This window comes from Pandoraea sp. (assembly GCF_004297875.1).
GTDB lineage: Bacteria > Pseudomonadota > Gammaproteobacteria > Burkholderiales > Burkholderiaceae > Pandoraea.
This window is the reverse complement of record NZ_SCSK01000006.1, coordinates 60446-86728: the sequence shown is the minus strand read 5'-3', so window position 1 is coordinate 86728 and position 26283 is coordinate 60446. Positions and strand designations below refer to the sequence as shown.

The window sequence follows — 26283 nt, the reverse complement described above, 5'->3', positions numbered from 1 at the left end:
CGATTCGAAAGTTGCGGCAACAGGGAAAAAAAGGAGCCTCGGCTCCTTTTTTCATGGCGTGACGTTACCGGCGTTCACGTCAGGCATCTCGCCAGACGCTCGACTGCCTCATGCAGTTGCGCTTGCGAGGTAGCGTAAGACAGGCGTATGTAGCGGCGCGGGTCGGCGTTGCCGAAGTCGAGGCCGGGCACCAGAACGACCTCGGCTTCATGGAGCAGGGCTTGCGTCAGGGCGTCGCTGTCATGCCGCGCCGGATGATTGACGCCGCTGATGTCGGCGTACACATAAAAGGCGCCGTCCGGCTTGACCGGTACCTGAAAGCCTAGCTTCTCCAGGGCGGGCACGATGAAATCCCGGCGCTGCCGGAATTCTTCCTTGCGCTGCCCGTAGATCGCCAGGGCTTCCGGTGAAAAACATGCCACCGCCGCATACTGCGCGACAGCCGACGGGCAAATGAACAAATTCTGCGAGAGTTTCTCGAAATCCGGCACTAGGGCCGGCGGCACGACTAGCCAACCCAGGCGCCAACCGGTCATGTTGAAATATTTCGAGAAGCTGTTGACCACCAGAATGTCGTCGCCGTGCGCCAGCGCGCTCACGGGCGGGGCATCATATGACAGGCCCTGATAGATCTCGTCGACCACCGTGAAGCCGCCACGCTCGCGGGCGATGCGTGCGATACGCGCCAGTTCGTCCGGCGCGATCGAAGTACCGGTCGGATTGGACGGCGAAGCCAGCAGCACGCCGCGCGTACGGGGCCCCCAATGGGCCTCGACGTGCGCCGCGCTCAACTGGAAGCGATCCTCCGGACCGCTGGGGATCAGCACCGGCTGGCCGTCGAAGGCGGCCACGAAATGGCGGTTGCACGGATAGCAGGGGTCGGGCATCAGCACTTCGTCGCCAGGGTTGACGAGCGCGGCGCACGCCAGCACCAAGGCGGCCGATGCCCCTGCCGTGACGATGATGCGCTCCGGCGCGATGGTCAGGCCGTGGTGACTGCGGTAGAAGCCGGCAATGGCCTCGCGCAGTTGCCGCAATCCGAGCGCGCTCGTGTATTGCGTGCGACCGTCGCGCATGGCCTGGGCGGCGGCCGCCACGACAGGCTCGGGTGCAGTGAAGTCGGGTTCACCGATTCCCATGTGAATGATCGGGCGCCCTGCCTGCTCGAGATGGGCGGCCTGTTTGGCCAATTCCATCACATGAAAGGGGGCGATATGGGCTACGCGCTCGGCGAGCTGCAGGGCACAGGTCAGACGATCCATTGTCACATGAGGGAGTGATCAGTTGGCGGGGCGCGCGCTGCGCGGCGCATTGCGCGCGGCCTCGACCTCCGGTGCGCGCGCCTGAGCGGCGAATTTGTCGAGTACGCCGTTGACATAGCGGTACCCGTCGACGCCGCCGAAGGTTTTCGCCAGTTCGACGGCCTCGTTGATCACGACCTTGTACGGTATGTCGAGGTGGTGGCGCAGTTCGACCGCGCCGATCAGCAATACGGCATGTTCGACCGGCGACAATTCGGCCACAGGCCTGTCGAGATAGGGTTGCAGTTGCGTAGACAGATCGCCGGCCTCGCGGATCGCGCCATGCAGCAGCGCATCGAGGTGCGTCTTGTCGGCCTTCTCGAAACCCGGCGAGGCGCGCAGGTGCGCGTCGATCTCGCCGGCGTCGCTGCGCGAGAGCAGCCACTGGTACATGCCTTGCAGCGCCAACTCCCGGGCGCGGCGTCGTGCACTCTTGGTCGTCATTGCCGAAGTTCCTCGTCGATGGCGTTTGATTCGTCGTCGCCCTCGTCTTCGTCTTCGTCGTCTTCGCCATTGAGCAAGTCGAGCGCTTCGAGCAGATTGGCCATTTCGACGGCAACGCGGGCCGCGTCCCGGCCTTTCTCGGCGCTGCGTGCATGGGCCTGTTCGTCGGTATCGGTGGTGAGCACGGCATTGGCCACCGGGATGCCGAAGTCGAGGCCAATACGGCTGATGCCCGCGCCGCTCTCGTTCGAGACCAGCTCGAAATGGTAGGTTTCGCCGCGAATGACCGCGCCGATCGCCACCAGTGCGTCGAATTGGCCGCTTTCGGCCAGTTTCTGCAGCGCCAGCGGAATCTCCAGTGCGCCGGGCACGGTGATCAGCAGCACGTCCTCGCCGGCGACGCCCAGGCGTTCCAGTTCGGCAACACAGGCTTCACGCAGTTCATGGCCGACGCTGGTATTGAAGCGGGCCTGCACGATGCCGATGCGCAACCCTTCGCCGTCCAGTTCGGGTTGATATTGTCCAATGTCCATGGCATTTTTCCTTCGAGGCCGTTGAAAATCAAAAATGGGGGCGGCACGGTTGGCGCGGATCGCCTGAGGCATCCGAATTGCCAGGCCGAGCCGGTCTGCGAAACCGCTTCGCTGAGTCTTGCAACAGCTTCTTTAAACAGTGCAGTGTGGGCGATAGCTCGTCATTATCAGGCCATTGCCTTGGGCGTTGGTTGAAATCCGCAAACTTCCAGGCCGTAACCTGCCATGTTCGGAATCTTGCGCGGGCTCGAGAGCACGCGCATTTTGCTCACCCCGACGTCGCGCAGGATCTGGGCGCCGATCCCGTGGGTGCGGAAATCCATCGGGCGGCGCTTGAGCGCCGCAGCCCGTTCCTGTTCGTCGAACGCTGAAAACAGCGTAAAGAAATGCTCGCGGTTGTCGGCGCAATTGAGCAGCACGATCACGCCCTGTCCGACCTCGGCAATTTCCTGCATGGCATTGTGCAGCGTCCAGGAATGTGTGGTGGAGGCTGTTTCGAGCAGATCAAGGGCCGACAACGGTTCGTGTACGCGTACCAGCGTCTCGGCCTCCGGGCGTGGGGAGCCGCGCACCAGTGCCAGATGGGGCATGCCGCTCGGCTTGTCGCGATACAGGGTTGCCTGGAACGGGCCGTGCGCCGTCTGCATTTCGCGCGAAGCGACGCGTTCGATGACGGACTCGGTCCGGCTACGGTAATGAATCAGGTCGACGATGGTGCCGATCTTGATATTGTGCGTTTCGGCGAACTCGAGCAAATCCGGCAAGCGCGCCATCGTGCCGTCGTCTTTCATGATCTCGCAGATCACCGCGGCCGGCGTCAGGCCCGCCAGATGCGTCAAGTCGCAGCCGGCCTCGGTGTGCCCGGCGCGCATCAGCACACCGCCCGGCTGGGCCATGATCGGAAAAACGTGTCCGGGCTGCACGATGTCGTCGGCGCTGGCGTCCGGCGCGATTGCGGTTTGCACCGTGCGCGCGCGGTCGGCGGCGGAAATGCCGGTGGTTACGCCCTCGGCCGCTTCGATGCTGATGGTAAAAGCGGTGCCGTACTGGGTGCCATTGCGGTGCGTCATCAGCGGCAGATTCAACTGACGGCAGCGCTCTTGCGTCAGCGTCAGGCAAATCAGCCCGCGGCCATACTTCGACATGAAGTTGATCGCTTCCGGCGTGACGAAGTCGGCCGCCAGCACCAGATCGCCCTCGTTCTCGCGATCCTCCTCGTCGACCAGCACGACCATACGGCCGGCCTTGAGCTCTGCAATGATTTCTTCGGTGGAGGCGAGGGGCATGATGCGTCAGAACACGTAAAGGCTCTATTCTACGTCATGCGCGGGGGAATTGCGGGTTGTGCGGCCTTTGAATCCGCTGTAATCGAACCGGCCCGGCGCGCCGCATCTCGATGCATTCGCACCAGGCCCGATGCCGGCCAAGCCCGCCTTGGCGAGTGGGCAGCGGCAGTTGTCCGGGCCGCGCGGGCGGCGCTACTGAGCGCCGCTAGCAAAATGCAGTCGCCGGCTTGGCTATGCGACGTGGAGCTCCTTGCCGCACGTCTCCGGCAAGGTGAGCGCGGCGACGATCAGCACGCCATAGGCCGTCGCTGCGAACAGGCCGACGGCATGCCCGATCGGCATCGTCTTGCTGACCGCGCCGGTGAGAAACGGGAACAGCGCGCCGATGGCCCGTCCGGCGTTGTAGGAAAAGCCCTGGCCGGAGCCGCGCACGCTGGTGGGAAACAGCTCGGTGAGAAACGCGCCCATGCCGCTGAAAATGCCCGAGGCGAAGAAACCCAGCGGAAAGCCCAGCAACAGCATCACGCTGTCGCTCACGGGGATGCGGGTGTAGGCGAGCACGATAATCATCGAGCCTGCGGCGAACAGAATGAAATTCTTTTTGCGACCGATTCGGTCGCACAATGCGGCGCTGATCAGGTAGCCGATGTAGGAGCCGATAATCACGGAGGCAAGGTAGCCGCTGGTGCCCAGCACGGTCAGATGGTGCTCCTGGTTCAGCACGGTCGGCAGCCATGTCGTGATGGCGTAGTAGCCGCCCATGGCGCCGGTGGTTAGCAGCGAGGCGCGCAGCGTCGTGCTCAGCAGCCGAGGAGAAAAAATTTCGAGGAAACGGACTGGCTGGGGCTGGCCGTCGGTATGCCGACGCTGCGCCTTGAAGATCTCGGGTTCGGCGACAAAACGCCGGATCATCACCACGAACAGCGCCGGCAGCACGCCGACGACGAACAGCGCGCGCCATGCCAGCGCGGCCGGCAGCAGCGTAAACATCAGCGCGTAGACGAGCGCCGAGGCACCCCAGCCGATGGCCCAGCCGGCCTGTACCAGCCCGACCGCCTTGCCGCGATCCTTGGCACGGATGATTTCGCCCATCAGGACTGCCCCGGCTGTCCACTCGCCCCCGAAGCCCAGCCCCATCAGGGTGCGAAATACCAGCAATTGCTGAAAGGTTTGTGCCAGCCCACACAATAACGTGAAAACGGCAAACCAGAGCACGGTGATTTGCAGCGTGCGCACCCGACCGAAGCGATCGGCCAGGATGCCGGCCAGCCAGCCGCCGAGGGCGGACGACAGCAAGGTGGCTGTGCCGATCAGGCCAGCATCGCGCAGGCTGATGCCCCAAGTGGCAACCAGGGTCGGGATCACGAAGCTCAGGAACTGCGTGTCCATCGCGTCGAGCGCATAGCCGGCCTTGCAACTCCACAATGTGCGGCGTTCCGTGCCGGATAGCGCTCGGTACCAGGAAAACCCGCCGGCTCTCTTCTGCCGGGGTGTATCGATGACTTGCGATTGACTGTCCATGAGTCAAGTCTCCAAATTGTTGTTGTGGGCCTCTGGGTGCGGCGGCACCCTCCCATCGGTGCGCGTGGCGATGATGGCGGCATCGACGCGCGTGGCGGCCGAAGCCGCGGTCACGTCATTGGCAGTGGCTTTTCAGCGCGGGCTCAAAATACTGCCAGACGCGAATTCGGTATGTCGGTGACCAGCATGTGGCCGGGCTTATGGGTGATGGCGATCGGCAGGCGCGCAGCGCGCAGCGCCTCCTGGGGCGTCACGCCACAGGCCCAGAAGACCGGAAGCTCGTTCGGCTTGACGGTGACCGGATCCCCGTAGTCAGGGGCCTGCAGGTCGGCGATGCCGATCTCGCGCGGGTCGCCGATGTGCACCGGCGCGCCGTGCACGGCCGGGAAGCGGCTGGTGATCTGCACCGCGCGGATCGCATCAGAGCCTCGCATTGGCCGCATCGAAACGACCAGATTGCCGCCGAACGGACCGGCCGCGACGTTCGGCACGTTGGTGCGGTACATCGACACGTTCCGTTCTTCCTCGATATGCCGCAGTGGCACCCCTGCCTGAGCCAGCATGAACTCGAACGAGAAGGAGCAGCCGATGGCGAACGTGACGAAATCGCTCTGCCAGATCGCCTCCAGCGAATCGAGTTCTTCGGCCACCTCGCCGTGACGATAGACGTAATAGCGCGGAATATCGGTGCGGATGTCCACATCCCGGCCCAGCGCCGGCACCTGCCACTGGCCCGGTTCACCCACGCCCAGTAACGGGCACGGTTTGGGATTGAATGTGCAAAAACGCAGGAAATCATCGGCATGCGCCTTGGGTAATACGACCAGATTGGCCTGGGCGAATTCGCCGCAGTAGCCGGCGGTGGGGCGGCGGAACGCTCCGCTGCGTACTTGGTGTCTGAATTCCAACGGGGTCATGGCGCTATTCCGGAAGCAGTCGAGAGACGGTTTGGTCAAGGATACGGTTAAATCAAAATGCTCGCTATCAAGTTTTTTTTGATAAAAATGTATAGTTTTACTTAACCATAACGCTTCTTTCATGAGCCCAGCATGAACACGCGCTTTATCGAAACCTTTGTCACACTCGCCCAACTGCGCAGCTTTCGCGCCACCGCGCGCGAATTGCACGCAACACCGGCAGCCATCTCGCTGCGGGTCAAGAGTCTGGAGCAGGAACTGCGCACCGAGCTGATCGACCGCTCGTCAAAGGTGTTTCGCCTCACCGCCAGCGGCGAGCACCTGCTCAGCCATGCCCGCACGGTCGTCAGCGCGGTGCACAAATTGCAGGCGGCGGCACACGCGAAGGGCACCGTACAGGGCGTGTTGCGGCTGGGGGTGAACGAGTCGATCGTGCATAGCTGGCTGGCCCACTACATCGAGCAGCTCGATGCCGACTATGCCGATCTGGAAGTCGACCTGACGGTCGACGTGAGTAGTGTGCTGCAACGCCGCTTGCTGGCCGGCGAGCTCGACCTGGTGCTGCGCGTCGAGGGGATCGACAACGACAAGGTGATTTCCGATGCGCTGGCGATCTATCCGGTACGCTGGATCGCGCGCAAGGGGCTCTTCCCACAGCATAAGAGCGGGCTCATCAAGCGCGTGCTGCAGCGTCCGGTATTGACGTTTGGGCGGGGTACTGCACCGCAGCGCGCGGTTGAGCAGATTATCGCCAGCCTGGCTGGCCAGGCGGACATCCCGGCAGGACAGGTCCGCATCACCTGCTCGCCGTCGGTCGCGGCAATCGTGCAACTGATTAAGGATGGCTTCGGCGTGGCGGCGATACCGGCCTTGTTTGTCGCCGAGGGCATCGCCAGCGGCGAATTCGTCGAACTGCCGATCCAGCCGATTCCGCCCTCGATCGTCATCTCGATGTGCCGTCGCGTCGACGCCGGCATACACGTGCATGCCGCAGCGACTGCGGCCCGCATCGCTTGCGAGCAATATTGCCGCCAAACCGACCGCCGACTGGTCGAGGCCGTACTCGATTAAGCGGCGTGCGTGTCGTCGGCAAATCGGCATTGCAGCGGCCATGGCGTAAATCGGCCGAAGTTTGTCCGCATGCGGCATTGCGTGCGTGAAGAGCGTTTCCTAGACTGGCCGGACTTTTTTTAAGGGGGGGCGGCGTGCAATTTATCCAAAGCAGCGCATTTACCGCGCAACGCGCCTGGGGCGCGCTCGACATCGCGAATCTGAACGGCATTACCGTGCGCCTTCACTGGACGGATGAGCCCTACGTATGGCACGTCAACGACGGTGAAGAGGTGTTTGCGGTCATGAGCGGACGAGTCGACATGCACTACCGCGAAAGCGGCGAGGAAAAGGTCGTGGCGATGTTGGCGGGCGACATATTCCATGCGACGGTCGGCACGGAGCACGTGGCTCACCCGGTCGGGCAGGCGCGCATCCTGGTCATGGAAAAAGCGGGGAGTGTGTAGTCGCGCGCCGCTCGGCGGGCATCAGGCTGGCGGTCCGAAGCGTTCGACGACAAAGTCGATGAAGCTGCGCAGCTTCGGGGAAATGCGTCGGTCCTGCAAATAAAGCAGGTTCAGCGGGCGGGACGGCGGCGCATAGCCGGGCAGCAACCGCACCAGTCGGCCGGCAGCAATATCTTCTGACAGCATGATTTCCGGCAGCAGGACGATGCCCATGCCGGCGATCGCCGCGCGGCGCAGGCCCTGCGCACTATCGACCTGCAGGTGACCGGCGATCGCCACGTTGATTTCTCCCTCTGGCCCGCTCATGCGCCAGGAAGACTGGGTCGAGCGCCATTCGGAGCGCGACGAATAGGTGTAGACGAGACAATTGTGGCACCCGAGCTCCTCGGGGCGCCGTGGTTCGCCGTGCCGCGCCAGATAACTGGGCGCGGCGCAGATGACGAGCCGATAGGGCGCCAGCGGGCGAGCGATCAGATTCGAGGCAGGCAGGCTGCCGATGCGGATCGCTGCCTCGAAGCCTTCCTCGGCCAGATCCACCACGGTGTCGGTGATCACCACGTCGAGATCGACGGCCGGATAGCGCGCCGCATAGTCGGCCAGCGCCGGCATCAGCCGCTCCGTGCCGAATGCGGCCGAAGAGGTGACCCGCAAGCGCCCCTTGGGGACCTTGTGCGATTCGAGCGCGAGCGCCTCCGTGTCTTCGACCAGTCCAAGGATTTCGATGCATCGGTCATAGTAAGTCTTGCCGAACTCGGTCAGATGCTGTCGCCGCGTAGTGCGATTGAGCAGTCGCGTGCCCAGATGTGCCTCGAGCGCCTGCAGGTGATTGCCCACCATCGTCGGCGAAAGGCCGTATTCGGCCGCCGCCGCCGACAGACTGCCGCGCTCGACGGTCAGCACGAACAGGCTCATTGCCTTGAGATGGTCCATTACCAAATATTTGTGGAAGATGATCGAAGTATAGGCATCTTTATCAAATTATTCCGATCAATAAAACTGGTTTCTGGTGCATGTCGCCGCCGGCTTGCCGGCGAGTGCCTGCGAACCTTGCCCATTCGACACCAGGACCTCTCTCATGATGCTCCACAATACCTGCCGTCCCATCTCGCCCGGCTGGACACTGGTCGCCGCCAGTCTCGGCTTTGTGCTCGTCGTGCTCGACGTTACCGTCGTCAACGTCGCGATGGAGCGCATCAGGCTCTCGCTCGAGACGAATGTCACTGGCCTGCAGTGGGTGCTCAACGCCTACACGCTGGTGTTCGCGAGTCTGTTGCTGACAGCCGGCGCACTGGGCGACCGGCTCGGCGCCAAGCGCGTGTTTGTCGCCGGCTTTGTGCTGTTCACGGCAGCTTCGCTGGCGTGCGGCCTGTCACGCGGTATCGCGGTGCTGATTGGCGCCCGGGTAATCCAGGGCATCGGTGCGGCGCTGTGCGTGCCGGCGTCGCTGGCGTTGCTCAATGCCGCCTACCCCGAACCCGCCCCGCGTGCCCGGGCGATCAGCATCTGGGCCGGGGTGGGCGGACTTGCGGTGGCGGCCGGACCGGTCGTCGGCGGCTTGATGGTGTATCGGCTGGGCTGGCCCAGCATCTTCTTCATCAATGTGCCGCTTGGCCTGGTGGGCATTGGCTTGACGCTGTTGTACGCGCCATCGGGCCCCAAAGCACCCGGGCGGGGCATGGACCTCGCGGGTCAGCTCCTGGCAGTGCTCGCGCTGGCGGGCGTCACGATCGGCTGCGTCGAGAGCGGCGCGCTGGGCTGGACGCACCCGCTGGTGCTGACCGGTTTCGGTGGCTTCGCCGTGGCGGGGACCCTATTTCTGATTGTCCAGGCGCGCAGCGCCGAGCCGATGCTGCCGTTGTCGCTGTTCCGCTCGCCGGCGGTGAGTGTAGCGTGCTGGACCGGGCTCACCGTCAACTTTGCCTTTTATGGGCTGATGTTTGTTTTCAGCTTGTTTTTCCAGACGGTGAAAGGCTATTCGCCGCTGATGACTGGATTGGCTTTCCTGCCGATGACGGCGCTGGTGACCGTTGCCAATCTTGTTGCCGGTCACCTCAGTTCGCGCTTCGGTCCCAAGTTGCCAATGATGATGGGACAGGCGATCGCCGCGTGTGGCTATTTCGCCCTGCTGGGCATCACGTCGGCGACCCGTTACGGCGTCATCGTGGCGCCGTTGCTGGCCGCTGGCGTTGGCGCCGCGCTGACTGTGCCGGCGATGACCGCCGCCGTGCTGGAAAACGCCCCCCGCCAGCAGGCGGGCATCGCCGCGGGAGCCCTGAACGCTGCACGTCAGACCGGCGGCGTGATCGGTGTCGGCGTTTTCGGGTCGTTGCTCGCGAGCCGCATCGGCCAGCCGCTGGGCAACGTGCATCTGGCGCTGCTGATCGCAGGTCTTGCGCTATGCGCGGGATGCTTCGCCTGTTGGCTTTGGGGGGGCGCGACGCTTGTCGATCACGACCGTCGTGAATCGCGTCCCGCTACCAGGTCGATGGCCAATGCCAGCAACAACGCTGCCACGCCAAGGACGAACAGCAAGCGGTAGTCGCCGCCCTGGCTGGAGAACAGATACGACATGCCATAGGCCGCGATGGCCTGCATCACGGCGAAGCTGGTGGTCGCCGCGCTCCAGGCGGTTTTCTGCTCCGCCGGATGATGCGCAAGCAATTCATGCACGCGCCCCAGCACCAGCGGAACGATGCCCGGCGTAAAAGCGCCGACCACCACGCTCGAGAGCATCAGCCAGACCGATGCGAGTCCAAACGCTGGCAGTGACACCGCCAGCGCCTGGATCAGATAGGCCAGCCGCAGGGCGCGCCCGAAACCCATGCGATCTGCCAAAAGACCGCTCAGGAGCGGTCCGACTACGGCGCCCAAGCCGAACAGCACCCAATATTCGGCTCCGACTTGCAGGCCCAGGCCGAGGCCGCGCGCGACGAAATCCACCAAAAAGATCATGTGCGGCACCAGCCCCACGGCATTGAGCCCATACTCGGCGTAAAGCGCACGCAGCGTCGTGACTTGATGTGCGCGGCGTGGCGCCGCGGCGGCAGCAGCCGGCTCGGCATCGCCACGGGGCCAGCTTCGCCAAGCGGCCAGGGTCAACAGCAGTGAGAGCACACCCAGCCCCAGCCATGTCTGCGTCAGTCCCTGACGCAGTAGCAGCGGCACCAGCGTGCCGGATGCGGCGATCCCGACGCCTACCCCCATGAATATCACGCCACCGGCCAGCCCGCGGCGTGCTGGCGCCACGTGCGGCAGCACCGCCGGGGCCGCCAGCACCATCAGCGCGCCACCGGCCAGGCCCGAAGCAAAGCGCCAAAGGAAGAACCAGAGGAACGACACCGGCAATGCGCACGCGAAGAATGCAGCGGTCGCCAGCGTCATCATCGCGCGAATAATGGTCGGTACCGCCACGGCACGCGCGGCCGGCCGGGCGCTCAGCGCCCCGCCAAGATAACCGGCGAGGTTGGCCGCGCCCAGGTAAGCTGCCGCCGATGGGGCAAACCAGTGCGCACCGATGATCGCGGGCAGCAGCGGGGTGTATGCGAAACGGGCGATGCCGATGCCGACGAGACTGGCGCAGAAACCGGCCATGGTGGCCCGCCACGCGCCGACGGTGGGCGCTTGCGCGCCCGATAGGCCTGACTGGGCCGGATTACTGTTCATCTCACTCTCCTGCGTTAAGCAATGTGTCAGGCGTGCGCTGTGTTTTGCGCGAGCGCACCCATTGACTGAGCCCGGCACACAGCACCAACAGCGAAGCGGTGACGAAAAAAACGTCGTGCAGGCTGGCCCGGGCACCGATTTGCCCGCCGATCAGCGGACCGACTACTTGTCCAGTGAACTGCGCCGACTGCAGGTAGCCAAGCGTTTTGCCGGAGTTGTGCTCGGCCACCGAATGGCGCACCAGCTTGGCGATCGATGGCAGCAAGCCAGCGATGGTCATGCCCATCAGGCAGCGCAGGACCGCCAGTTGCCACCACCGGGTGACGAATGCTTGCGGCACCATTACCAGTCCAGTCAGCAGCAGGCAGCCGACGATGACATTCCAGGCGCCGATACGATCGGCCAGAGCGCCGAGGCGGGCGGCGGTCAGCAGGCTGCCCAAGGCCGAGCAGGCCATCACGATGCCCGCCGTTCGTGCGAGATGATCGGGCGGCACGCCGAGTTGCCCGATATAGAGGGTGATGATCGGCTCGATCGACATATTGGCCAGCAGCACCATCATCGCGCTCACCAGCAGCGCCGCCATGCGGGCACGGTCGGGGGGTGTAACCGTGCCGATCTGAGCGGCGGCGCGGCTCTTGGCGTCGAATGCGCGATCGAACTCTTCGCGCACCAGCAGGACGGTCGCGGCCGCCGCCACGGCGATCATCGCCCCGCCAATGAAAAAGGTGCCACGAATGCCAACCCAGCCAGGCAGGAAGCCGCCTACCAGCGGGCCAACCAGATTGCCTGCGAGCGCGCCAGTCGAAAGTACGCCCAGGGCCCATCCGGCCCGCTCGCGCGGCGCCTGGGTGCCGACCATTACGATCGACGCCGAGGCATAGCCGCCGACCAGCCCGGCCAGCAGGCGCAGCGCGACCAACTGGACCACGCTGTGCGCCATGCCGATGAGCGACATCACCACGGCCATGCCGATCGCCGCGCGCACCAGCATCGGCTTGCGTCCATAGCGGTCGGCCAAACGCCCCCAAAGCGGGGCGGTGACTGCCGTGCCGAAGAAGGTGGCGCCGAATGCCACGCCGGACCACTGCACGATGGCCGAAGACGACTCAACGCCCAAGTCTTGCACGTAAAGCGGCAGGAACGGCAACAACATGCTCAGACTGACTAGTGTCGTGAACGAGCCGAACACGCAGATCGCTAGATTGCGCCGCCAGTAAGGGGCGTTGCGCTCGGCATAGCTGATCTTGTCGGGGTGCGCCGTGCGCAAGTCGGCGGAATGGGTACGGGATGACATAAGGCCTGCGAGGTGCGAACAGGAGGATCGAGGGATGGGCGGCCGGGCGCTATGCGGTCCGACCACCAGCGAGTTCCCGCATCAGGGTGTCGACCAGTTCGGCAGCGGGCAACGCGCGCGCCAGCGGCGCGCCTTGCCCGGCCCACTGGGCCGCGAAGTCGCTGCTGCCTTGCGCGCCGGCAGCAACGTGGAGCCTTTTCGCGGCGTCGTAGGCGATCGGGTAATCCGGCACCGGCGGCGATGTGGGGCCGCTCAGGTCGGTGACGAAGCGATTGGTCAACCCGCGTGCCGGGCGCCCCGAAATCGCTGCCGTGATGGCCGTGTGCCGCGCTCGTTCGCTGCTCAACGCTGCGCGGTAATTCGCGTCGGCGGCAGACTCCGGGCACAGAATGAACGCCGTGCCAAGTTGCGCGGCCGCGGCGCCCAATTGCAGGGCAGCGGCGATGCCCTGGCCGTCCATGATGCCGCCGGCGGCGACCACCGGCCGCTGTGTTTGCATGGCAATCAGGCGCACCAACGCCAGCGTGCCCAATTGTGCGTCGCCCTGGGCCGGGTCGAAAACGCCGCGGTGACCGCCCGCCTCGGCGCCTTGCGCGATGATCACGTCCACTCCAGCCGCTTCGATCTGGCCGGCTTCTTCCGGCGTGGTAGCACACCCCAGGGTGACGATGCCGGCCTCGTGCAACTCGCGCACCCAGTCTACCGGCGGCACGCCGAAATGAAAGCTCACCACGGCTGGCCGCTCTTGCAACAACATCTCGAGCACGGTGCGGTCGGCAAGGAAGCTCTTGTAAATTTCGCCGAGGGCGGCGGGCGGCGTTGCACCGAAGGATTCGAACCAGGGCTGCAAATGCGTCAGCCAGGCAGATTCCCGGGCGGGATCCGCCAGTGCCGGGCGATGGCAGAAGACGTTGACGTTAAACGGCCGCCCGGTGAGCGCGCGCGTGGCGACGATCATTTCGCGCGCCTTGTCGGGGGTGCTCGCGCCAATGCCGATCGAGCCGAGCGCGCCGGCCTCCGAAACGGCCGCGGCGAGCCGGGGCGTGGAGACGCCCGCCATTGGCGCCTGGATGATCGGGTGCCGGATCTTCAGCAAGTGCAATACTTCGTCGGTGCGATTCATGGAAAGCCACCTTGTCAGTTGAGCTTGTTTTGTATATTATCTTAGAAAAAGATTTATTCAATATTTTTGTTTTTATTTTGAGAATTAAAGTGGATCACTCGACGCTCGAAATCTTTTGTGTGGTTGCCGAAGAGCTCAGCATCACGCGCGCCGCGCAGCGGCTGGGCCGCGTGCAGTCCAATGTGACGACGCGCATCCAGCAACTCGAGGAAGAGCTGGGTGCGGCGCTTTTCCTGCGCGACAACAAGCGCTTACGCCTGTCGACGCAGGGCGAGAAATTCCTGGGATATGCGCAGAGCCTGTTGGCGCTCGCCGAAGAGGCACGTCAGATGCTGCACCCCGGCGTGCCCGATGGCCTGCTGCGCATCGGCTCGATGGAGAGCACGGCGGCCAGCCGCATGCCGGCGGTGCTGGCCAGCTATCACCGCCAATGGCCTCAGGTGCAAATCCGCCTCTGTACCAATCCGTCGCGACAATTGCTGGAGGCCCTGCAGGCCCGGGCCATCGATTGCGCGCTGGTCGCGCTACCGCTGCCAGCCAAAGACGAGCCACCGCTCGACCTCGCGCAGTTGGGCCTGGCCGGACAACCGGTGTTTGGCGAGGAACTGATGCTGGTGCTGCCGGTCGAGCATCGCCCGGTCAAGACTGCCAAGGACGTGACGGTGCGATCGCTGGCGGCGTTTCGTGGCGGATGCACCTATCGGGCATTTGCCGAGGATTGGCTGCGCGAGGTGCCTGGGCAGGCCGAAATGCCTTTCGATATCCAGGAGGTCGGCTCATATCACGCGATGCTTGCCTGTGTCGCATCGGGTACGTGCGTGAGTGTGATCCCGCGCAGCGTGATCGAACTCCCACGCGAGCCGGCGGCTGTGCAGCAAATCTCCTTGGGCCACATCGACACCTGGCTGGTATGGCGCGACGGCTATGAGACGCCGGCGTTCGGAGCGCTGCGTAACATGCTGCCTGCGGCGGTGGGCGAGCCGCGCCAGCAGCCCTAGGACACCTGCCAGTTAATGTCGACGCACAGCACCTGCATGCCATGCGCGGCTGGCGCCGCGATCGAGGCCGTCACACACAGGTGCGCTTCATTGATCGATAGGTAAGGCGCGGTGATATGTGTCTGCCCGGGTGCGCGCATGGCCTCGATGAAATAGGGGCGGCGCGCCCAACTCGCGCCTTCGGAATGCAGCAGGGGGCTGAACCGCTTGGCCCGTTGCGACACGTCCCCGCCTGGCAGTACGTTATCGCCAACCTGGCGGCCCGCGGCGTCGAGCAGGAAGCAGCGCGCCGTATCGGGTAGCGCCAGCAGCCCGCTGGCGGCTTGAGCAATGCTTTGCCCGTTGGCGGCAAGCTCGCTGGCCAGTTCGAGCGCCGCGACGTAAGGCGCCAGGCGTGCCGCGAGAGCGCGCTCGCGCTCGGCCACGCGCAGTTGCAATGCGTCGGACAACTGGTCCATGCAGACCGCGGCTGCCAGCGGTTCCACCGGATCGATGCCGGGGCCTGCGAAATACTGGCCCTGCACGAAATCGACATTGCACTCCAGCGCAATGAGCGCTTCCCGCTCGGTGCTCAGCCCACCCATCAGCACCAGTTGCCCAGATTCGTGCAGCAGCGACACCAGCCCCGGCAGTACGCGTTCGAGATAGGAGTGCTCGCTTGCCTGCGCAAGAATACCGCGGTCGAGCGTAACGATATCCGGATGCAGATGCCACACGCGGTCAATATTCGAATGCTTGGCGCCAAATCCGCCGAGCGCGATCAGAAAGCCCGCCTTGCGCAAGCCGTCGACGATCGCGCCAAAGCGAGGCGTATCGCCGCCAGCCTGCTCCGGTACCTCGAGCACGACGCGCTGCGGCGACAGCCCGAGCGTTTTCAGGTTCGTCAGCAGGACGTCGCCATAGACCGTGTCGAGCAGCGCCGCCGGGTGCAGGCTCAGGAAGAGCCATTCGTCCCGACTGTCGAATACCTGGAAATTGCCCAGATGCAAAGACTCCGCGAGCCGCCCGAGTTCGAGCAGGTCGCCGCGCCGCGCGGCCTGCGTGAAAACCTCGTGCGACGGGACCGTATTGCCCCGGGCGTCGCGCGCTCGCAGCGACGCGTGATAACCGATCGCGCGCCGATGCGACACCGAGAACACTGGCTGGAACACGCTAAAGACAGTGTAGTCGCCATACAGCACGGTACGCCGGTTGCCATCTTCGCCGGCAATCGGGCGGGGCGGCTGAAAGCCAGGGGGGTCAATGTCGATCATGTAAGTAGGTCACGCCCAAAGTGCGCTCAGTTTACCTACAGAATAGCCGAGCAAGAAGCGTGCGCGGGCATTTCGCTCTTGAACAGCCGTGTTCGCCCGCGCCGGCGCTTGCCATGCCCTTTTCTGGTGCGCTCAGGCGACATGGCGGTGCGCGGCGCTGCCGGCGGCGGCCATGCCGGCTCGCTAGGCTTTTGGCTCACCGTTGATCAGCTCGGGCTGGCTGATAGAAGATTTCCTCAATGCGCCCGGTGCCGCCCCATAAATGCGTTTGAACACTCGCGTGAGGTGAGCTTGATCGGCAAAACCGGTAGCAGCGGCGACGTCGGCCAACGGCACGCCGTCGCGGATCAGGGCTTTGGCTTTGGCAGCTCGCCAATTACGCAGCCAGGTGTCGGGCGGTAGCCCGTAGCGCTGCGCGAATCGCTTGCTCAAGGTGGTGCGGTGCATTCCCCACCGACGTGCCAGGCCATCTACGTCAGCCTTGGGCAGGTCGAGCTCGCGCATCGACGCCTGCAACTCGGCACAGGCGTCGCCAGCTGTGACAGGGCCCGGCGTTGGGGGGGAGCGCACGCCGTATTTCGCGAGCAACTCCAGCAATGCGAGCGAAATAGCCTGCTTGCGTTGCGCGTCGGAGAGTTCGGGGTGGGTGAGTGCAGCCGCCCATCGCTCGCACAACGCCGCGTCTGAAATGACCACTGCGGGAAAGCCGGCCGGCGCGCCGTGGGTGAGCTTGGCATGCGCATCGAACCACTCGGTCTCGAGATAGGCCATGCCGTAGCAAAGCGCAGTGGCCGAGGTGCCGCCGGTGTGCACTGCGCGCGGCGGGATGATCACCACATCGGTCTGGCGGGCAATGTGCGTTGTGCCGTGGCAGGAAAATGTGCAGCATCCGGCGACGATCGCACCGACTGACCAGGCATCATGGAAGTGGGGTTCGAAATGATAGGCCTCGAGGGCGGCGCTCATGACTTCGCCGGGCAGCGTTGTGCCGCAATACCAGGTAAAGCTCGATATCGTCATTTGCACCTCCGCAACCGTCTAACCGAAACCGTAGCCGTTGCCGATCGCCGAGCGCGCGAGCAGCCATGCGTTGCGCGGCTGCTCGCCTACCCGCCGGGCCGCATAGGGCCACCAGTCGTCGCCGAACGGCAAATAGACGCGCACTCGATAGCCCATGCTGCGTAGTTTAAGCTGCCAATCGGTGCGCACGCCATACAGCATCTCGAACTCGAATTGCTCCGGCGCCCAACCGTGGCGCCGCGCGAGTTCGATGATCGACACGGCGAGCCGGTCGTCGTGCGTGCCGAACGCAGGATAAAAGCCAGCATCACGCGCCTGGCGCGAGAGCATGAGGCGAGCGGCCTCGAAATAGGCTTCATCGATGGCCGCGCGTCCCGAAAAATCATGGGCCGGCGAGGCGGGGAAAGCCCCCTTGACCAGTCGTACCGCCGTCGGCAGGTCGACCAGTCGGCGCAAGTCGTCGCACGTGCGCCGCTGCCGGGCGTGCAAGGTGAGCGCGACTGGCAGATCCTGTTCGGATAGTGCGTTGTGCAGCTCGCAGGTCCGGTCACGCATCGACAGATCCTCCATATCGAGCATGACCCGGCGCTCGTGCCCGGTCACCACCGGCTGGCGCGCGGCATGCTGTGCAATGCGGGTTGCATTGGCGCTGCCGTAGTCCCGACTTGTCATGAAACCCACCGCTGTCGGATCGATGGACACATGTATATCGAGCCCCGCTTGCGTCAGCGCATCGATGGCAGCGAGCGCCTGGCTCACATTTTGTTCGATGGCAGCGCGCTCGAGCACATACTCGCCAAGGTAAAAGAGCGATGCGCGAATGCCATACCGGGCGAACAAATTGACGGCCGTGCCCAGTGCCCTGTCGAGGTCCGTCCCGCCGACGAAGCGCTTGGCCAACGCCGTGCGCTTGCCAAGCCGGCGCATCCAGCGCGAGACGAACGTGCTGCGCGCCAGCGCGATCATCCCATTCTGAACGGAATTCACGGTGTCGGCTCCAGGTAATTATCGATCAGTAGCAAGTCGTCCACGCTGAGCGACACAGTCATGCGAAACCCTTGCTTCACCGACAGCGGCTTGAATGCCGCGAGTTCCAGGCAGGGATGATCGAACAGGACGAGTGAGGCTTCGCCGACCATGAGGTTTTCGACAGCGACATTGCGAGCCCGCAGTTGCACGAGTTCGTGGACGGCCGGCTCATCGTGCCGGCCTGCGGTCAGGCGCGGGAAATGGCGAACGTTGAAAGTCGATGCGAAGCCGGGATCCGGCAACCGATCGCCACGACCGTGCAAGGTGATTCTGGCGTCCACGACGCGCCGGTCGCGGAACGCCAGCGAAGCGGCAAAGCATCCGCCGGCACCGGCCGATGGCGAGGCCGGCGAACGCACGCCATAGCTGCGTGTCATGGCGGTGCGTCCAAACTGCTTGGGCCAGCCCTGGATCAGGCCGCGCATCAGCGCCAGATCCTGATCCACCCAGATGTATGGGCAGAACGATGCGCTCGCTCCATCGCGCTCACAGGCCATTAGCAGAATAGTCTCCCGATACTGGCTGGCAGGCGGGTCGAGATATTCGAGACCTGTATCCGTGGCGAATTGCCACTCGCAGAAAAATATCGCGCAGCGCCCCGCGCGCTCCCCACTGGCGGGCATTAGCCCGGCGGGCAGGTACGCGGCAAGCGCATGCGGATCGGCCTCGAATTCGATGGCCAAGGCCTCACCCGCGTAATGCCACGGTGGGCGCGGCGCGAGTGACGAGCGCCCGGCGGGCGTGCGAGGAATGGAATAGCCTTGCAGCATGCTGCCTCCTTGTCGTGAGCCAAAGAGCCAGTTTGAGCATCGGCGGGTAGCGCGTCTTGAACGCTAGTGCTGGGTGGCATGGTGTGCAGGATCCGGCCGCCCGACCTCACGCGACTGCACGCCAAGGCGAGGTCGGAGACGGGGGTGATCTACCGCGAGTGGGACGCCGACCCCGGCGGACCTGGCCCGCCATGAGGCAACTAGGCCACACCCGGGTGTCGCGCGCCGCCTCGCTCCTGTATATTGTCGGCTTAATTGGCCAGCAACGGCATTTTTCCCCTGCTGCTTCAGTCAGGGGCCAGCCATATTGAAGGGGGTAGGGTAATTGGACGCGGCGCGAGCCTGGATAGTCATCCAGAGAAAATGGGCTGTAGTGCTCACAGCGGTTTTCGGCGTAATGATGTGCGCTGCGATCTCCCCGGCTCGGGCGGCTAGCATGATCGGCGTGCCCACGTTTCCGGGCACCGACTGGGTTGTCATGGATGTCACCAGCGGCCGCGTGTTGTCCGAGCATGGCGCCCACACGGAGCGATATCCGGCCAGCTTGACCAAGCTGATGACGCTCGAACTCGCGTTCGAGGCATTGCATGCCGGGCGGCTGACGCTCGATACGCGCATTCCCGTGAGCAGGGCGGCCGCCGGGGTTCAGCGGATGCGACTCGACTTGCGGCCGGGCCAGACCATCACGGTGCGTCAGGCGATATTGGGCATGACGACATTGTCGGCCAACGACGCCGCGACCGCGCTTGGCGAGTATCTTGGCCACGGCAGTATCGAGCGGTTCGCCCGCGCCATGACGGCGCGCGCCCATGCACTGGGCATGCTTCACACGAGTTTTCGCAACCCTTCCGGATTACCCGACCCCGAGCAAGTGGTCGACGCTTACGATGTGGCGATACTGGCTCGTCACATTCTGCTGACCTATCCGCAATACCGCTATATGTTCGCGGTTCCCAGCTTCGTGTTCGAGGGGCGCGTGATCCACAATCTGAACGGCATGCTCGGACACTACCCCGGCGTGATCGGCATGAAAACCGGCTATACGGATGCCGCCCGTTTCAATGTCGTGACCGCGGCGGTGCGCGATGGCCGGTTGCTGGTCGGGGTCGAGCTTCATGCGCAGTCGTGGAGTATGGCGTATGGCACTATGGGCAAACTGCTCGATGCCGGGTTTGCGTCGGATGCCAAGCCTGGCGAGATGCTTGCGGCAAATCACGATGTGCCGCCGGCGGTCGCCGATAGCGCTGTCGATGCCACCGACGCCGCTGCCCCGGCCCCGGTGCAGTCGCTTGCGCGCCGGCGCGTACGGGTCACGCTCCCGGCGCCGCATCCATCGCCGCGCCATCCGCTGGTCGCGCGCGCAGATCATGAGACCAGGGGCGGATCGGCCAACTGGACCGCCCAGGTTGGCGCTTACGACGGTTATGCCCTTGCGCGCCGCCAGGCGAGCCTACTGCGAGACGCGCGGCATGGCGATGCGCGCGTCGTCGGCCTGCTCCGGCATCACCGCCGGATCTGGGTGGTGCGGCTGACCGGGCTGACGGAGTCGCGCGCCCGCGCGACTTGCGTGCGGCGCGACCTGCGAGGTAAGTCCTGCTTCGTCATTGCTCCGCGCAACGAGGTGTTGGCGGTGCGCTGAGCATCCGCTCCACATACCGCGCAATCAAATCGATCTCGAGATTCACCTGGCTGCCGGCCTGCAAATGGCGCAGTGTCGTGACGGCCACGGTATGCGGGATCAGATTGATGGAAAACTCGCAGCCGTCGGCCTGGTCGGTCACGCGATTGACCGTCAGGCTGACGCCATTGACGGTGATCGACCCTTTATAGGCGAGGAATTTGCCCAGTTCGGCCGGCGCCAGGATGCGCAGTTCGTGCGATTCGCCGACCGGGGCAAAGTGAGTGACGGTACCCAGGCCGTCGACATGCCCTGACACCATGTGGCCACCCAGGCGGTCGTGAGGGCGCATGGCTTTTTCGAGGTTGACCTCGCCAGGCGCGTCCAGGCCAACGGTTTTGTTCAGGCTCTCGCGCGAAATGTCGACGTCGAAACTGGTGCCGGCCTTGGCAACCACGGTCATGCAGGCGCCCTGGATGGCGATGCTGTCGCCGATTGCGACGTCGGACAGGTCCAATTCCGGCGCGACAACGCGGACCCTGATTCCGCTGTCGGCGTCGCCGTCGATCGGCGTGACTGCATCAATGCGGCCCACGGCCGCGACGATTCCGGTAAACATCCTTAACTCCTTGCTGATGGGGCTGCGTCCGGCCGCACGATGCGCGCCATCAGGCGCAGGTCGGGGCCGAACTTGCGGGTATCGTGAAATTCGAGCGCGACGCCCTGCGTGAGCGTATCGATCGCCGGCAGATTGAACATGCCGCGCGCGTCGCCCAGCAGGCACGGGGCAAGGTACACCAGCAGCTCATCCACGCAGTGCTCGCGCAACAGCGAGCCATTGAGCTTGAAGCCAGCCTCGACATGCAGCTCGTTGATGCCCCGCTGCGCCAGCGCGCGCAACAGCGCCGGCAGATCGACCTTGCCGTGGGCATTGGGCACATTGAGCAAGTCGATCCCCAGTGCGCGCAGGCGCTCGACGCGTGCCGGATCGCCATTGGCGTGCGCCACCAGCACGTTGCCGTCGGCGAGAATGCGCGCACCGAGCGGCACGTCGAGCGCGCTGTCGACCAGCACGCGCAGCGGCTGGCGCGGCGTGGCGACGGCGCGCACGGTGAGCTGTGGATCATCTTCGCGCACTGTACCGATGCCGGTAAGCAGTGCGCAGGCTCGTGCGCGCCACCAATGGCCGTCGGTGCGCGCGGCCGGACCGGTGATCCACTGGCTGAGCCCGTTGTGCAGCGCGGTCTTGCCGTCGAGACTGGCGGCCACTTTCAGGCGCACCCACGGCGAGCCGCGCGACATGCGTGCAACAAAACCGATGTTCAATTCGCGCGCTTCGTTCTCGAGCAGGCCGCAGCGCACATCGACGCCGGCCTGTCGAAGCATGGCGAAGCCACGGCCGGCGACCTGCGGATTCGGATCTTCCATCGCCGCGATCACGCGCGCCACGCCCGCCTCGATCAGCGCATTGGCGCATGGCGGTGTGCGGCCGAAGTGGCTGCAGGGCTCGAGCGAGACGTAAGCGACCGCGCCGCGTACCTCGTTGCCACGCGCGCGCGCGTCCTTGAGCGCCTGGATCTCGGCATGATCCTGGCCGGCCGGCTGCGTGAAACCTTCGCCGATGATTTCACCACTGCGCACCAGCACGCATCCCACCCGCGGATTGGGCGTGGTGATGAACATGCCGCGCTCGGCCAGTGCCAGCGCGCGGCGCATGAAATCGAAGTCTTGTGCGGAGAACATAAATAGGCGGCCGGCTAGAGAATCAGCGGCCGGTCGCTGAGTTCGTTGACCTGCGCGCCGGCACGGGCGGGCAAATGGGTCACGGCAATCGCATGCAGTTCGGCGAGCGCGGCCAGCGCGCTCTGCTGATACTGTTGCTGGCGGAACCCCTGGCTGAGCAGTTCGACGACCTTGCTCCAGGCGCTGGGCTCGACAGTGTCGGTAATGGCCCGATCGGCGATCAGTTCGATATCGCGGTCAGCCACGTTGATGTAGATCAGGATGCCGGTGTGTGCTTCGGTACGCCCGACGTGAAGCTGGCGAAACAGGGATTGCGCACGCTGCCGGCAAGTGCGTCCATACCACACCTCGCGTAGCGGCATGGCGGCCTCGATGACGAACCGGATCTCGCAACGGTGCTCGGCCTCGCTGGCGCGGATGGCCGCTTCGATGGCGTCGAGCGTTCTGGGCGGGAACAGCCAGCGGGCATGCGCGTGCAGCGTGCCGAGGTGACGAAAGAAACGGGAGATATCGCGTCGTCGCATCGTGCTCACCAGTTGCCGGACGCGCCGCCGCCGTCGAAGCCGCCACCGCCGCCGCCATCGAAGCCGCCGCCGATGTCGCCACCGCGGTTGCCGAAGTCGCCGCCGTTGCGCCAGCCTCCCAGTCCGCCGATACCGAATCCGCCGAGCCCGCCGCCCAGCATGCCGGTGCCGAAGCGCCCGCGCTGGCCGGAATATACCCGCTGGTTCGGATCATCGCCATCCAACGGCTGGCCACCGGTGGGCGGGCGGCGCGGGCGCTCCAACGAAAGCACCAAGACCATTACACCGAGAATGAACAGCAGCGGCAGGAAATCGCGCCATTCGGAATTGGGCGCCTTGGCCGCCGGCAGCGAGGTCGGTGTCGGCAGGTCGGATTGGGTCACCAAGCTCTCGATAACGGCCACGCCGGCACTCAGACCGCCGTAGAAGTCACCCTGGCGAAAGCGCGGCGCCATGACGTCGCGCAGGATGCGCCCGCTCATGACATCGGTGAGCGTGCCCTGCACACCCAGGCCCGTCTCGATGCGCATGCGGCGCAAATCGGGCGGGTTATTCTTGGCGATCAGCACAATGACGCCGTCGTCGATGCCCTTGCGGCCGGCTTTCCAGGCATCGGCCACGCGAATGCTGTATTGGTCGATGGTCTCCGGCGCGGTGCTGGGCACCATCAGGATAAAAATCTGGCTGCCGTGCTGCTTTTCGTATTGCGCCAGTTGGTTCTCGAGCGAAGCGCGTTGGGCCCCGCTCAGTGTCTGTGTCAGGTCGGTCACCCGCGCGGTAAGCGGCGGCACCGGCACTTGGGCAGCGTCGCCAGCCAGCGCCGACGGAGCGAGCCAGCAACCGCACAGCAGCACAAGCCAAGCCGCCAGCCACCGGCGCAGCGCGCGAGTCGGGCGCTGGCTCGGCGAGAATGGGGCAAGCGCGTGGGTCATCGGAGCGGCCTTCAGAATTTGACGGCCGGTGCCGTCGAAATGGCTTTCTCGTCTTCCACCGTGAAGTTCGGCTTGGGGTGATAGCCGAACATTTTGGCGGTCAGATTATTGGGGAAGCGGCGCACCAGCACGTTGTATTTCTCGACGGCCTGAATATAGCGCGCCCGCGCTACCGAAATGCGATTTTCAGTGCCTTCGAGCTGCGACTGGAGATCGAGAAACAGGCTATCGGCCTTCAATTGCGGATAGTTTTCGCTGACCGCCATCAGGCGCGAGAGCGCGCCGGTCAGTTGGCTTTGCGCCTGCTGGAAGCGCTGGAAGGCCGCCGGATCGTTGAGCACTTCGGGGGTCACCTGAATGCTGGTAGCCTTGGCGCGAGCCTCGGTCACAGCCACCAGCGTCGATTGTTCGTGCTTGGTATAGCCCTTGACCGTATTGACCAGATTCGGCACCAGATCGGCGCGGCGCTGGTACTGGTTGACCACTTCGCTCCATGCCGCCTTGACCGCCTCGTCCTGCACCTGGATCTGGTTATAGCCGCATGCCGACAGCAAGCTGGCCAGCAGGCCGATGACCAGCCAGCGGGACCAGCGGAGCAGCGCTGAGGAAGCATCGAGGCGAGCAACAGACATGTCTTTCCTTTCCTGACAGAGTGGGCCAGCCAGCAAGATAGCACGCGAATGGCCCGGTGCATGATCGCATCGCGGGCCGATGTCGCCAGCTTACGCGATTTCCTTGAAGGCCTGGCGGGCGGCGTCGAGCGTTTGCGCCAGCACGTCGTCGCTGTGTGCACTCGAGACAAAGCCGGCTTCGAACGCGCTCGGAGCCAGGTAGACGCCGCGCGCGAGCATGGCGTGAAAGAATTTATTGAAACGCGGCACGTCGGCAGCCGTCGTCTCGGCATAGCTGGCCGGGATCTCGGCGCGGAAGTAGAGTCCGAACATGCCGCCTGCGCTGTCGGCCGAGAACGGCACGCCGGCCGCTGCGGCCGCTGCGCGAAAACCCTCGACGAGTCTGGCGGTCTGCGCCGCCAGACGGTCATGAAAACCCGGTTGCTCGATCAAGCGGAGCGTGCTCAAGCCGGCGGCCACTGCCAGCGGATTGCCCGACAGCGTGCCGGCCTGATAGACGCCGCCCAGCGGCGCCAGATGTTGCATGATCTCGCGCCGCCCGCCAAAGGCCGCGGCCGGCATGCCGCCGCCGATAATCTTGCCCAGGCAGGTCATGTCCGGGCGTATGCCATACAGCGCCTGGGCGCCGCCCAGGGCGACGCGAAAGCCGCTCATCACTTCGTCGAAAATCAGCACCGCGCCGTGGGCGCTGCACAATTCGCGCATGGTTTGCAGGAAGTGCGGCGTGCCGCGCACCAGATTCATGTTGCCGGCCACCGGTTCGACGATGACCGCGGCGATCTCGCTGCCTTGCGCGGCGAACGCCTCGCGCAATTGCTCGACGTTGTTGTATTCGAGCACCAGCGTATGGCGCGTGACCTCTTCCGGCACGCCGGCCGACGATGGCGCGTTTTTGGTCGAATCGGCGAAGGTCAGCAGGCCAGAACCGGCCTTGACCAGCAGGCTATCGGCATGACCGTGGTAGCAGCCTTCGAATTTGACGATCCTGTTGCGACCGGTAAAGCCGCGTGCCAGGCGCAGCGCGCTCATGGTGGCCTCGGTGCCGCTCGACACCAGTCGCACCTGCTCGATGGACGGCACCAGCCGGCACAACGTCTCGGCCATCAGCACTTCGGCCTCGGTCGGTGCGCCAAAACTGAAGCCTTGATGCAGCGCGGTTTCGACCGCGCGCACGACGTCCGGATGCAGATGACCGACGATCATCGGCCCCCACGAGCCGATGTAATCGATGTAGCGCGTTCCTTCGGCATCCCACATATAGGGCCCCTCGGCGCGCGCGATGAAACGCGGCGTGCCGCCAACCGAGCGAAAAGCCCGGACAGGGGAGTTGACGCCGCCGGGAATGGTTTGTTGGGCTCGCTCGAACAGCGCTTGATTGCAAGACATGGAATTCACCTGAGGACAAAGTCGATCGGCCAGCCAGACTGCGGTTGCCGGATGGTCAGCGGGCAGCGCGCGGCAACGGGCGCGCTGCGAATCTGGAGTAATTCTAACGGATGCGACTGCCGACCGGGCGGGCGGCGCGTCAGGGCCTGAGCCAGCCGCGGGCGATCGGGCGCGCCAGCATGGCGCGGTATATCGATTCCAGCCCGGTCTGCAGTGCGCCGCAAAGGCGACGCCCCGGCGCACTGCTGATCAGCAGGCAGGCGATGCCGGAGACGATCAGCGCGGCAACGATATCGAGCGGCCAGTGCACGCCGAGAAAGATGCGCGCCCACGCGGTCGGGATCGTCAATAGCAGCAGCGCCCGGCCGCTGCGGCGCGGCAGCGGTTCGGCCGCGCGCAGCAGCATCAGCGCGGTAACGAACATGATGGTGGTGTGATCGCTCGGCAGCGAGCTGTCCGGCGCGTGGGGCAGGAAGTTGGTGCCAAAATGCACCATGAACGGCCGCGGATGGAAAAATGCCTGGCCGATGCCGGCGTTAATGAGCAGCGCCACGGCGGCCGCGACCGTGGCCTGCACTGCGGCGCGGCGCGCGCCACCGCCCACCAGCCAGAGGCCGGTGAGCCATAGCGGCACCAGATAGATCAGACCGTTGGCCAGCACCGCGGCTGCGGCGAGTTGCCAGGCGGGCGTGTCGGCCGGGGCATTGAGCCAGAGAAACGAGATGTGATTGAAGGCTTCCATCGGCAAAGGCAAGGCGGCAACGGGCATTGAGACT

Annotated in this window: 26 protein-coding genes; 5 read left to right on the top strand and 21 right to left on the bottom strand. The window is 64.8% G+C overall.

The window, feature by feature from the left end; all coding sequences use genetic code 11:
* Positions 1-74: 74 nt before the first annotated feature.
* The 6 genes from EPN80_RS02660 to EPN80_RS02635 form a co-directional block, all read right to left on the bottom strand.
* Positions 75-1262 (bottom strand): pyridoxal phosphate-dependent aminotransferase, encoded by a 1188-nt coding sequence (locus tag EPN80_RS02660; RefSeq protein ID WP_293023329.1) that lies wholly within the window; start codon positions 1260-1262, stop codon positions 75-77.
* Between the two features lie 18 nt (positions 1263-1280).
* Complete coding sequence (nusB, locus tag EPN80_RS02655) at positions 1281-1745, bottom strand: transcription antitermination factor NusB (RefSeq protein ID WP_293023326.1); 465 nt, start codon at positions 1743-1745, stop codon at positions 1281-1283.
* On the bottom strand, positions 1742-2278 hold the full coding sequence (gene ribH / locus EPN80_RS02650; RefSeq protein WP_293023323.1) for a 6,7-dimethyl-8-ribityllumazine synthase: 537 nt from the start codon (positions 2276-2278) through the stop codon (positions 1742-1744). The genes nusB and ribH overlap by 4 nt, the downstream gene beginning before the upstream one ends.
* Positions 2279-2445: 167 nt before the next feature.
* Positions 2446-3564: a bifunctional 3,4-dihydroxy-2-butanone-4-phosphate synthase/GTP cyclohydrolase II gene (gene ribBA / locus EPN80_RS02645; protein ID WP_293023321.1), complete on the bottom strand. Its 1119-nt coding sequence runs from the start codon at positions 3562-3564 to the stop codon at positions 2446-2448.
* Between the two features lie 231 nt (positions 3565-3795).
* A complete protein-coding gene (locus EPN80_RS02640; protein WP_293023319.1) occupies positions 3796-5085 on the bottom strand; it encodes an MFS transporter in 1290 nt (429 codons plus the stop codon).
* 143 nt (positions 5086-5228) lie between these two features.
* Positions 5229-6002: a putative hydro-lyase gene (locus tag EPN80_RS02635; RefSeq protein ID WP_293023831.1), complete on the bottom strand. Its 774-nt coding sequence runs from the start codon at positions 6000-6002 to the stop codon at positions 5229-5231.
* Between the two features lie 132 nt (positions 6003-6134).
* Between EPN80_RS02635 and EPN80_RS02630 the strand changes: the two genes are divergently transcribed.
* A complete protein-coding gene (locus tag EPN80_RS02630) occupies positions 6135-7073 on the top strand; it encodes a LysR family transcriptional regulator (protein ID WP_293023317.1) in 939 nt (312 codons plus the stop codon).
* A gap of 134 nt (positions 7074-7207) precedes the next feature.
* The gene (locus EPN80_RS02625) at positions 7208-7519 is read left to right on the top strand and encodes a cupin (protein ID WP_293023315.1); all 312 of its coding nucleotides are present in this window, start codon (positions 7208-7210) and stop codon (positions 7517-7519) included.
* A gap of 21 nt (positions 7520-7540) precedes the next feature.
* Here EPN80_RS02625 and EPN80_RS02620 read toward each other — a convergent pair whose 3' ends face one another.
* Positions 7541-8449 (bottom strand): LysR family transcriptional regulator, encoded by a 909-nt coding sequence (locus tag EPN80_RS02620; protein WP_293023312.1) that lies wholly within the window; start codon positions 8447-8449, stop codon positions 7541-7543.
* Positions 8450-8594: 145 nt separating this feature from the next.
* On the opposite strand from EPN80_RS02620, the gene EPN80_RS02615 reads away from it, so the two are divergent.
* Complete coding sequence (locus EPN80_RS02615; protein WP_293023310.1) at positions 8595-10058, top strand: MFS transporter; 1464 nt, start codon at positions 8595-8597, stop codon at positions 10056-10058.
* Here the strand turns inward: EPN80_RS02615 and EPN80_RS02610 are convergent.
* From EPN80_RS02610 to EPN80_RS02600, 3 genes are read right to left on the bottom strand one after another with little or no spacing between them, the layout of a single operon-like run.
* Positions 9968-11182, bottom strand: coding sequence for a YbfB/YjiJ family MFS transporter (locus tag EPN80_RS02610; protein ID WP_293023309.1), 1215 nt, complete (start codon positions 11180-11182; stop codon positions 9968-9970). The two genes, EPN80_RS02615 and EPN80_RS02610, sit on opposite strands and share 91 nt — an antisense overlap.
* 1 nt (position 11183) lies before the next feature.
* Positions 11184-12479 (bottom strand): MFS transporter, encoded by a 1296-nt coding sequence (locus EPN80_RS02605; protein WP_293023307.1) that lies wholly within the window; start codon positions 12477-12479, stop codon positions 11184-11186.
* A 49-nt stretch (positions 12480-12528) separates the two neighbouring features.
* Positions 12529-13602: a nitronate monooxygenase gene (locus tag EPN80_RS02600; protein ID WP_293023305.1), complete on the bottom strand. Its 1074-nt coding sequence runs from the start codon at positions 13600-13602 to the stop codon at positions 12529-12531.
* 89 nt (positions 13603-13691) lie between these two features.
* On the opposite strand from EPN80_RS02600, the gene EPN80_RS02595 reads away from it, so the two are divergent.
* Positions 13692-14600: a LysR family transcriptional regulator gene (locus EPN80_RS02595; RefSeq protein WP_293023303.1), complete on the top strand. Its 909-nt coding sequence runs from the start codon at positions 13692-13694 to the stop codon at positions 14598-14600.
* Here EPN80_RS02595 and EPN80_RS02590 read toward each other — a convergent pair.
* The 4 genes from EPN80_RS02590 to EPN80_RS02575 form a co-directional block, all read right to left on the bottom strand.
* Positions 14597-15853, bottom strand: coding sequence for an EAL domain-containing protein (locus EPN80_RS02590; protein WP_293023301.1), 1257 nt, complete (start codon positions 15851-15853; stop codon positions 14597-14599). The two genes, EPN80_RS02595 and EPN80_RS02590, sit on opposite strands and share 4 nt — an antisense overlap.
* Positions 15854-16036: 183 nt before the next feature.
* On the bottom strand, positions 16037-16873 hold the full coding sequence (locus EPN80_RS02585; RefSeq protein ID WP_293023299.1) for an AraC family transcriptional regulator: 837 nt from the start codon (positions 16871-16873) through the stop codon (positions 16037-16039).
* Positions 16874-16891: 18 nt separating this feature from the next.
* Complete coding sequence (locus EPN80_RS02580) at positions 16892-17860, bottom strand: proline dehydrogenase family protein (RefSeq protein WP_293023297.1); 969 nt, start codon at positions 17858-17860, stop codon at positions 16892-16894.
* Positions 17857-18672: an acetoacetate decarboxylase family protein gene (locus EPN80_RS02575; RefSeq protein WP_293023295.1), complete on the bottom strand. Its 816-nt coding sequence runs from the start codon at positions 18670-18672 to the stop codon at positions 17857-17859. The genes EPN80_RS02580 and EPN80_RS02575 overlap by 4 nt, the downstream gene beginning before the upstream one ends.
* A 436-nt stretch (positions 18673-19108) precedes the next feature.
* Here EPN80_RS02575 and EPN80_RS02570 point away from each other — a divergent pair, with 436 nt between their 5' ends.
* A complete protein-coding gene (locus EPN80_RS02570; RefSeq protein WP_293023293.1) occupies positions 19109-20311 on the top strand; it encodes a D-alanyl-D-alanine carboxypeptidase family protein in 1203 nt (400 codons plus the stop codon).
* Here the strand turns inward: EPN80_RS02570 and EPN80_RS02565 are convergent.
* From EPN80_RS02565 to EPN80_RS02535, 7 genes are all read right to left on the bottom strand, one after another.
* A complete protein-coding gene (locus EPN80_RS02565) occupies positions 20274-20909 on the bottom strand; it encodes a riboflavin synthase (RefSeq protein WP_293023291.1) in 636 nt (211 codons plus the stop codon). The two genes, EPN80_RS02570 and EPN80_RS02565, sit on opposite strands and share 38 nt — an antisense overlap.
* A gap of 2 nt (positions 20910-20911) precedes the next feature.
* Positions 20912-22033 carry a bifunctional diaminohydroxyphosphoribosylaminopyrimidine deaminase/5-amino-6-(5-phosphoribosylamino)uracil reductase RibD gene (ribD, locus tag EPN80_RS02560; protein ID WP_293023289.1) on the bottom strand — a complete coding sequence of 374 codons (1122 nt, stop codon included), beginning with the start codon at positions 22031-22033 and terminating at the stop codon, positions 20912-20914.
* A gap of 14 nt (positions 22034-22047) precedes the next feature.
* Positions 22048-22557, bottom strand: coding sequence for a TPM domain-containing protein (locus EPN80_RS02555; RefSeq protein ID WP_293023287.1), 510 nt, complete (start codon positions 22555-22557; stop codon positions 22048-22050).
* 5 nt (positions 22558-22562) lie between these two features.
* Positions 22563-23489, bottom strand: a complete 927-nt coding sequence (locus tag EPN80_RS02550) for a YgcG family protein (RefSeq protein ID WP_293023285.1) — start codon at positions 23487-23489, stop codon at positions 22563-22565.
* Between the two features lie 11 nt (positions 23490-23500).
* Entirely contained in the window at positions 23501-24121 is a 621-nt protein-coding gene (locus EPN80_RS02545; RefSeq protein WP_293023283.1) for a LemA family protein, read from the bottom strand.
* Between the two features lie 90 nt (positions 24122-24211).
* Complete coding sequence (hemL, locus tag EPN80_RS02540; protein ID WP_293023282.1) at positions 24212-25507, bottom strand: glutamate-1-semialdehyde 2,1-aminomutase; 1296 nt, start codon at positions 25505-25507, stop codon at positions 24212-24214.
* Between the two features lie 139 nt (positions 25508-25646).
* Positions 25647-26276, bottom strand: a complete 630-nt coding sequence (locus EPN80_RS02535; protein WP_293023281.1) for a phosphatase PAP2 family protein — start codon at positions 26274-26276, stop codon at positions 25647-25649.
* Between the last annotated feature and the right edge of the window lie 7 nt (positions 26277-26283).